A 6,000-nucleotide genomic window follows, 5' to 3' on the forward strand; every position below is an offset into this window, starting at 1 on the left:
TTTACTCCGGCATTGACTGGCACATAAACGTGCAGGTCCTGTCAGACCCCGCATCGGGGAAAGCATTCTCATAAAGCCGGAAATGTTAGTCTTCAGTCTGCAAAAGACTGGACTTGCCTGCCTTAAATCACACTGCACAGTTTCTGAGACCGGCCTTCAGGTCTGTCACTTTTCTGAGCAGCAGGGTGCTGCATAAGTCCTTGCAGCTTGTCAGTACACATTTTTGTGTTTAGTACTACAGCTATTTACCGCAGTGTTGAGCAAAGCTTCAACCTGGGAGAGAAGGTTTAATTTAGGTGCTCTATGTCTGACTTCCATAATACAGATGGCCAGAATTCAGCTTCACAGAACTTTTCTGCACAGCGTGGCGGCAGGAGAGCCTCCATGGGCTGGGCTGGTAACGGCTCCAATGGCGATGAATGGTACGACCAGGGCTTCGATCTGGGTGAAGAGGGCAAGGTCGACAAAGCCCGACTGGAAGCCTATGGTATTAATCCTGAACTGGTTAAATCAGTTAAGGAGCAGGTGATTGTTGCTACCCAGCATCAGGAAGTTTCTGATGCCAAGGTCAATCTGCGTGAAGGTACAGTAAAGATCGATATGGATCCGCTGGCCTCCAAGATGCAGATCTCAACTGGCAACCAGGATCCTGCTGCTCTTACTGCCAGATCCCGTTCCACCACTTTTGGTGGCGGCAGCTCCATGTTTGACAGGGATAATTCCCGCAATGGCAACCGTGCTGCGACCATGGATTATTCTGCCCCGTCATCTCAGTCTTTCTATCCTGCTGACAGCATTTATTCCGACAGCTATATCAAGCAGAAGACTCTTGAGGCCACTCAGGAGCTTTCCGGTCGCAACAGCACCAGTGATTTTGTTGGCGGTGATCCTGTGGGTGAGGATCTTCAGGATGAGTATTCAACTCTGTCCCACCGCAGACGCAGCACTCTGTCTTCCAATGACAACCGTTACATCCAGAACCGTATTGCTCAGCGCAATCAGGAGCTGGCTGAAAACGATGCTGACTCGCACATGACTCATCAGCAGCGCATTCAGGAAATGCGCAAGCGTCAGATCCAGGAGCAGCGTGAGCGCTTTGAGCGCGAGCGTCAGAGAAAGGCTCTGGAAAAGAAGCAGATGCAGCAGCGTAAGAATGAGCAGGTAGGTCTTGCTGTTCCAGAGGAAAATACCCTGACACAGACTACTTCCACTGCTCAGAAGGCCTGGAGTACCAGTCGTACTCTCTATCCTCAGCATAAGGTTGCTACCAGCGCTGATGAACTGGCACGTAATGCAAGTGCCGTAAAGAGTGCTAACCCTCAGCGTGCCCAGATCTGGAATGAAGCTCACCAGGCCCTTATGGCCATTTCCAAGACTGGTGAAAAGGTTTATAACGACAGTGGTGCCAAGCCATTTACACGTTCCAATACTTTCCTTGGTACAACTGCCAATATTCCAGCCGGTCTGGCTATTCGTGGCGGTCGCAGAGACCGTTCAGTAATCAGCGCCTATACTCCGCTGTTTACTGCTCAAAATGACGAGTCTGAATCATCCTCATTATCAGCAGAGCCTGCAGACAACAGGATTTTCTCAAGCAGCGGTACACGTCCAAGCCGTGTTCTTGCTGAGGATCAGGGCGGTCCAGTAGATGAGTCTACCCGTTCTCATGCCTCCCGCATGAATGCAAAGGCCAAGGACTCAATGCTGTTGCCTGATAACAGCGAAAAAACTCTTGAAGAGCTGGCCAAAGAATATCCAGGCCTGTCTCCTGAACATTTAATAAAATTAAAGCGTTCTTCTCACAGATGCCATCTGGTATCCCGCACACCAGTATTTGATGCCAATTCCAATATTTCAATGTACGAGCTCAAGTTCACTGCCGGAAAACTCTTCCAGGTGAACTCGTTAAAGAGCGAGCACGTTTATCACGTACTGTTTGGTTACTTCATACGACGAGGTGTGTCCTGCTTTATTGGCCGTCGCCCTAACGTGATGGTCATGATGCCTATTACCTACGATTTCCTTGATTATATTGACCGTTACTCCGTCAACCGCGTCGTTCTGCGAATCTGTCCTGAGCAGCCGGTTACCCCATCAGCCCTGCACATTCTGACCCGACTCAGACGCAGTGGTATGAGCTTTGCCATCGATCTGATGCTCCTGCTCAAGAAGGACTGGAACCGCGCCATCCTGAGCATTGAGTATGTGATGATCGATCTCAGTGCCAAGGTCAAGGAGCAGCTGCACGTATTCCAGCGCCTGAAGATCAAGGCCCCATGGCTCAAGACCGTGGGTTATAACGATGTCAATAACGAGGGCTATCGTTATCTTTCCCACCATCAGATTGATTATCTTGATGCACCTTTCTGGATGCCTCAGCTGCGCTTCAATCAGGACCCTGAGTTCTTCAAGCCTATGCAGCAGGAGGTTCTGGGACTGATTCATCAGCTGTTTGCCGACGAGCCAGACTATTCAGTCTTCTCTCGCTTCCTCAACACTCATGAGTCGCTGAGCCGTGACATGGCCGTATTCCTGTACCGCTTCCGTCACGCCTCACCACGTCAGGTGCAGAGCTCGCATGATCTCTTCCAGTATCTGCAGGAGACCACACCGGGACGTTCGTTCTCAGTGCTGGCCGGCCGTGCCATGATGCTGTACTACGTCAAGTCTGTTACCATCTCCTCCCAGGAAATTCTCCAGGAGTACTTCAAGCAGGCTCTGATCCGTGGTTATTTCTGCGAGTACCTCAACAAGGTAATGGCCAACCCTGATCTGGAGAGATTCGGCTTCCAGGCCGGTATGTTCTCCCTGCTCCATCTCTTCCTGCTCAAGGAGGAAGTTGATGTGATTGCAGATGATCAGTATGCCGATATCTACGACCGCATTTATTCCTCTGAGGTGCTTTCCGATGCCATTGACTGTATCTCTGCCATCGAGAACACCAACCTCAGCTCCATTTTCAGCTTCATTCAGAAGTACCACATTCCGCCAGCCTCTGTGCTCATCAGCCATGAGAAGGCCGTAATGCGTACCAATGAACTTCTGCTGATCCTCAACATTGCTACCGTCAGAAAATAAGGCGGCCCTCAGTAAGTCCGGTTAAACTGTTTTGGCCGGACCAGGTTTAATGCCCGACAAGCCTGAGTTTGCGTATTGCTGCGCAGGGGTGGGGCCTGTAGCCGTATATCTGTTCCTGATGATGTTCAGTACGATTACAGGGCTCTGCCGGCAGCTGGTCGCAGATAGTCAGGTCAGCATGCAGTAACGATGCACAGGTGACGTTTTGCGGATGAGTATTCGCATTTACGTGTCCGTCAGCGAATGCTGCCGTGCACAGCAAAGGCAGCCTGGAGGGTGTTGCTGTCTGTCGGCTGTTTCAGTCATAAAAACTGTGGCTGGTGTCAAAAAACAGCTGATTTAAGATAACGGTGACGCCTGAATTGACGCTCAAATGAGCATGTGCCCCGAATTGGTTCAAACCATAGCCTTTTAACCGGCCGATGTTTATCGCATTTAAGTGGCTGTCCCAGCTGACTGGCACGAAAATGAGCCGGGAATCAGGACTGGCACTGCAATTGCAAATTTCCTCTTCAGCCCGGAGCCTGGCGCGTGTTAAGCTGCAGCCGGCCGGTGCTGCCGTGCCCTGCTGTGCGGCTGGCAGAACCGATGCTTGAGGGTATTTAACCTCAAAGCATGCTCCTGACAAGGCTTATAAGTGAAGGTATCTGCGGTCCCCGTCAGGGACTGATACATGCTGTAATGCCTGAAGCGGGCTGATTATTTGACACAGTCAGGAGCTCTGTCTGTGCAGACCATGGTCTAACAGTGCCTGGCTGCATGATGGTACCTGTACCGCAAGTTATTGCACCTCTGTCTGCGCTGATTTGGATAAAATCAGGGCGGAATCAGAACTCAATATTATATAATTCATCTGGATTGCCCGGAAAAGGCGCAAATGCGCCGTTTTCAGAGCAGCATCGCAAAAGCGGTGCGGGACATTACTCAGGAGAGTTCAGGTTTTTGCCTGTACGTACGTTAATATGTAGTGCCCCCAGATGACCAGGAGTGCAGCAGCGCCTCCTGAACCGTTTGAGCAGGCCCAGTGCCGTGCTCTGTCCTAAGGCCAGAACAAGAGCTATTTGAGCAGATGTCAGGTAACCCAACAGCCGTAATGCAGCAGCGAGCCGCTCAGCAGGCGCGCGCCAATCCAGCAGCCATGCAGGCTGCTGCGGCTGCCCGTGCCCGACAGATGGCAGCAGCGGGCGGTCGCCCAGGTCAGGCTGTCCCTCAGGGCGCCAGACCAGGTGTTCCTCAGGGGGCCAGACCAGGTGTACCACAGGGCGCCAGACCAGGTGTACCACAGGGCGCCAGACCAGGTGTGCCACAGGCCGCACGTCCGGGCATGCCGGCTCAGGCTCAGCAGGCCCGTCCACCGCAGGCACCTGGCACTGCTGCAGCTGCCTCAGCCAATAACGAGGCCAACCACAGCCATATCATTTCCCGCACCCCTGTTTACGACGCTCACCGTGTAGTACAGATGTACCGTCTGCGCTTCTCATCGGGCAACAAGTTCGTAACTGACCGTGTGCTGCCTCAGCATGTAGCATCGATTATTGATGACTACTTCATGAAGCGTTCCATCATCAACTTTGTGGGCGCCAAGTCCAAGGCTCTGATCATGATGCCGGTCAACCCGGCCATCATTCCACTGGTCAAGAAAGGCGTAGCCTCACGACTGGTACTGCAGATCCCTTCCTATCAGGAGCCAAGCGTTCAGGTAGTGGACTTCATGTCCAAGGTCAAGCGCTTTGGTGTCCGCTTTGCCGTAGACCTCATGGACGTCATGAAGCGCGGCTGGCTTAAGGGCATCCTGCATATCGAGTATGTGATGATCAACATGGGCAATCAGGGTGCATGGCAGCTGGCCGTATTCCAGAAGCTCAAGGTCAAGGCCCCATGGCTCAAGATCATTGCATACGGAACCACTGAAGCCACTCTGCTCAAGATGTCTTTGAGCTACCGTGCTGATCTGGTTATTTCGCCAATGAGTACTTCGACCATGACTTTCAAGCAGTCCCCTGCACTGCTTGAGCCTTTCCAGGCTGATATCATGTCGCTGGCTCATGAGCTTTTCCAGCCAAAGATTAACTATCCGGTTTTCAAGAAGTATCTTTCTGAGAACCGAGCCATTCTCAAGATCCTCATCTACCACATTCACCGCTTTAAGAAGGTGGATCTGCGTGTTCTGGGTAACCTCAGCGATATTTACAAATATCTGCTGGAGCACGATCCAATTCCTTCATTCACGGTGATTCTGCTGCACGGCCTGCTCCAGCACTACACCAAGTGCGTACAGAGCGCCTCTCTGCACGTTATTGATGAACTCTACCGTCGCGTACTGATTCACGGCTACTTTACCGAGTACGTGGTGCGCCGTATGCCAAATGCTTCAGCTGAGGACAGGCATTACAGCTTCCAGACCGGTGCTTTCTCCCTGCTCCCTGAGATTCTGCTCAAGAGTATGGAAGAGCTGATGGCTGACCGCTATCTGACAGCCATTAGCAGACATATCAGCAACAAGAACTCTCTGGTATGCCGTACCGTACAGTGTCTTGATGACATGGAGAGCAACAACCTTGAGGGCGTATTTGCCTATGCCCGTACTTTCAAGGTGCCATCAGCCCGTCTGTGGGCAGCCTATGAGGATGCCATCATTCAGGCCAACGAATTCATGACCTCTCTGCAGGTCACCTCAGGTCAGCGCTGACAGGCGCTGCCTGCTGTGCCAGAGCAGCGCGCCTGGGCGCGCCGCACGCTGCACAGCCTTGTGTTCTACGCAAAAAAAAAACCTGGCAAGACCAGGTTTTTTTAACTTGTGTGCTCGGCATGAGCATTATCTTGAGGGTTAAAGTCCCTTACGCACCCGCTAGTGGGAAGCGTTAGCTGAAAGCAAGGTACAGTGTGGTGACACCTGTGCTGAAAGAAGCTGGTTGTGAGCTA

The 6,000-nt window shown here is 52.1% G+C and carries 2 protein-coding genes; both read left to right on the forward strand.

Translation table 11 applies throughout. The features are described from left to right. Nucleotides 1-303: 303 nt before the first annotated feature. Nucleotides 304-3,078: a hypothetical protein gene (locus MXE39_RS04395; protein WP_246977452.1), complete on the forward strand. Its 2,775-nt coding sequence runs from the start codon at nucleotides 304-306 to the stop codon at nucleotides 3,076-3,078. Between the two features lie 1,069 nt (nucleotides 3,079-4,147). After that, the gene (locus MXE39_RS04400) at nucleotides 4,148-5,767 is read left to right on the forward strand and encodes a proline-rich domain-containing protein (protein ID WP_246977536.1); all 1,620 of its coding nucleotides are present in this window, start codon (nucleotides 4,148-4,150) and stop codon (nucleotides 5,765-5,767) included. The last annotated feature ends 233 nt before the right edge of the window (nucleotides 5,768-6,000 follow it).

The organism is Anaerobiospirillum sp. NML120511, assembly GCF_023050955.1.
In the GTDB taxonomy this organism is placed as follows: domain Bacteria; phylum Pseudomonadota; class Gammaproteobacteria; order Enterobacterales; family Succinivibrionaceae; genus Anaerobiospirillum.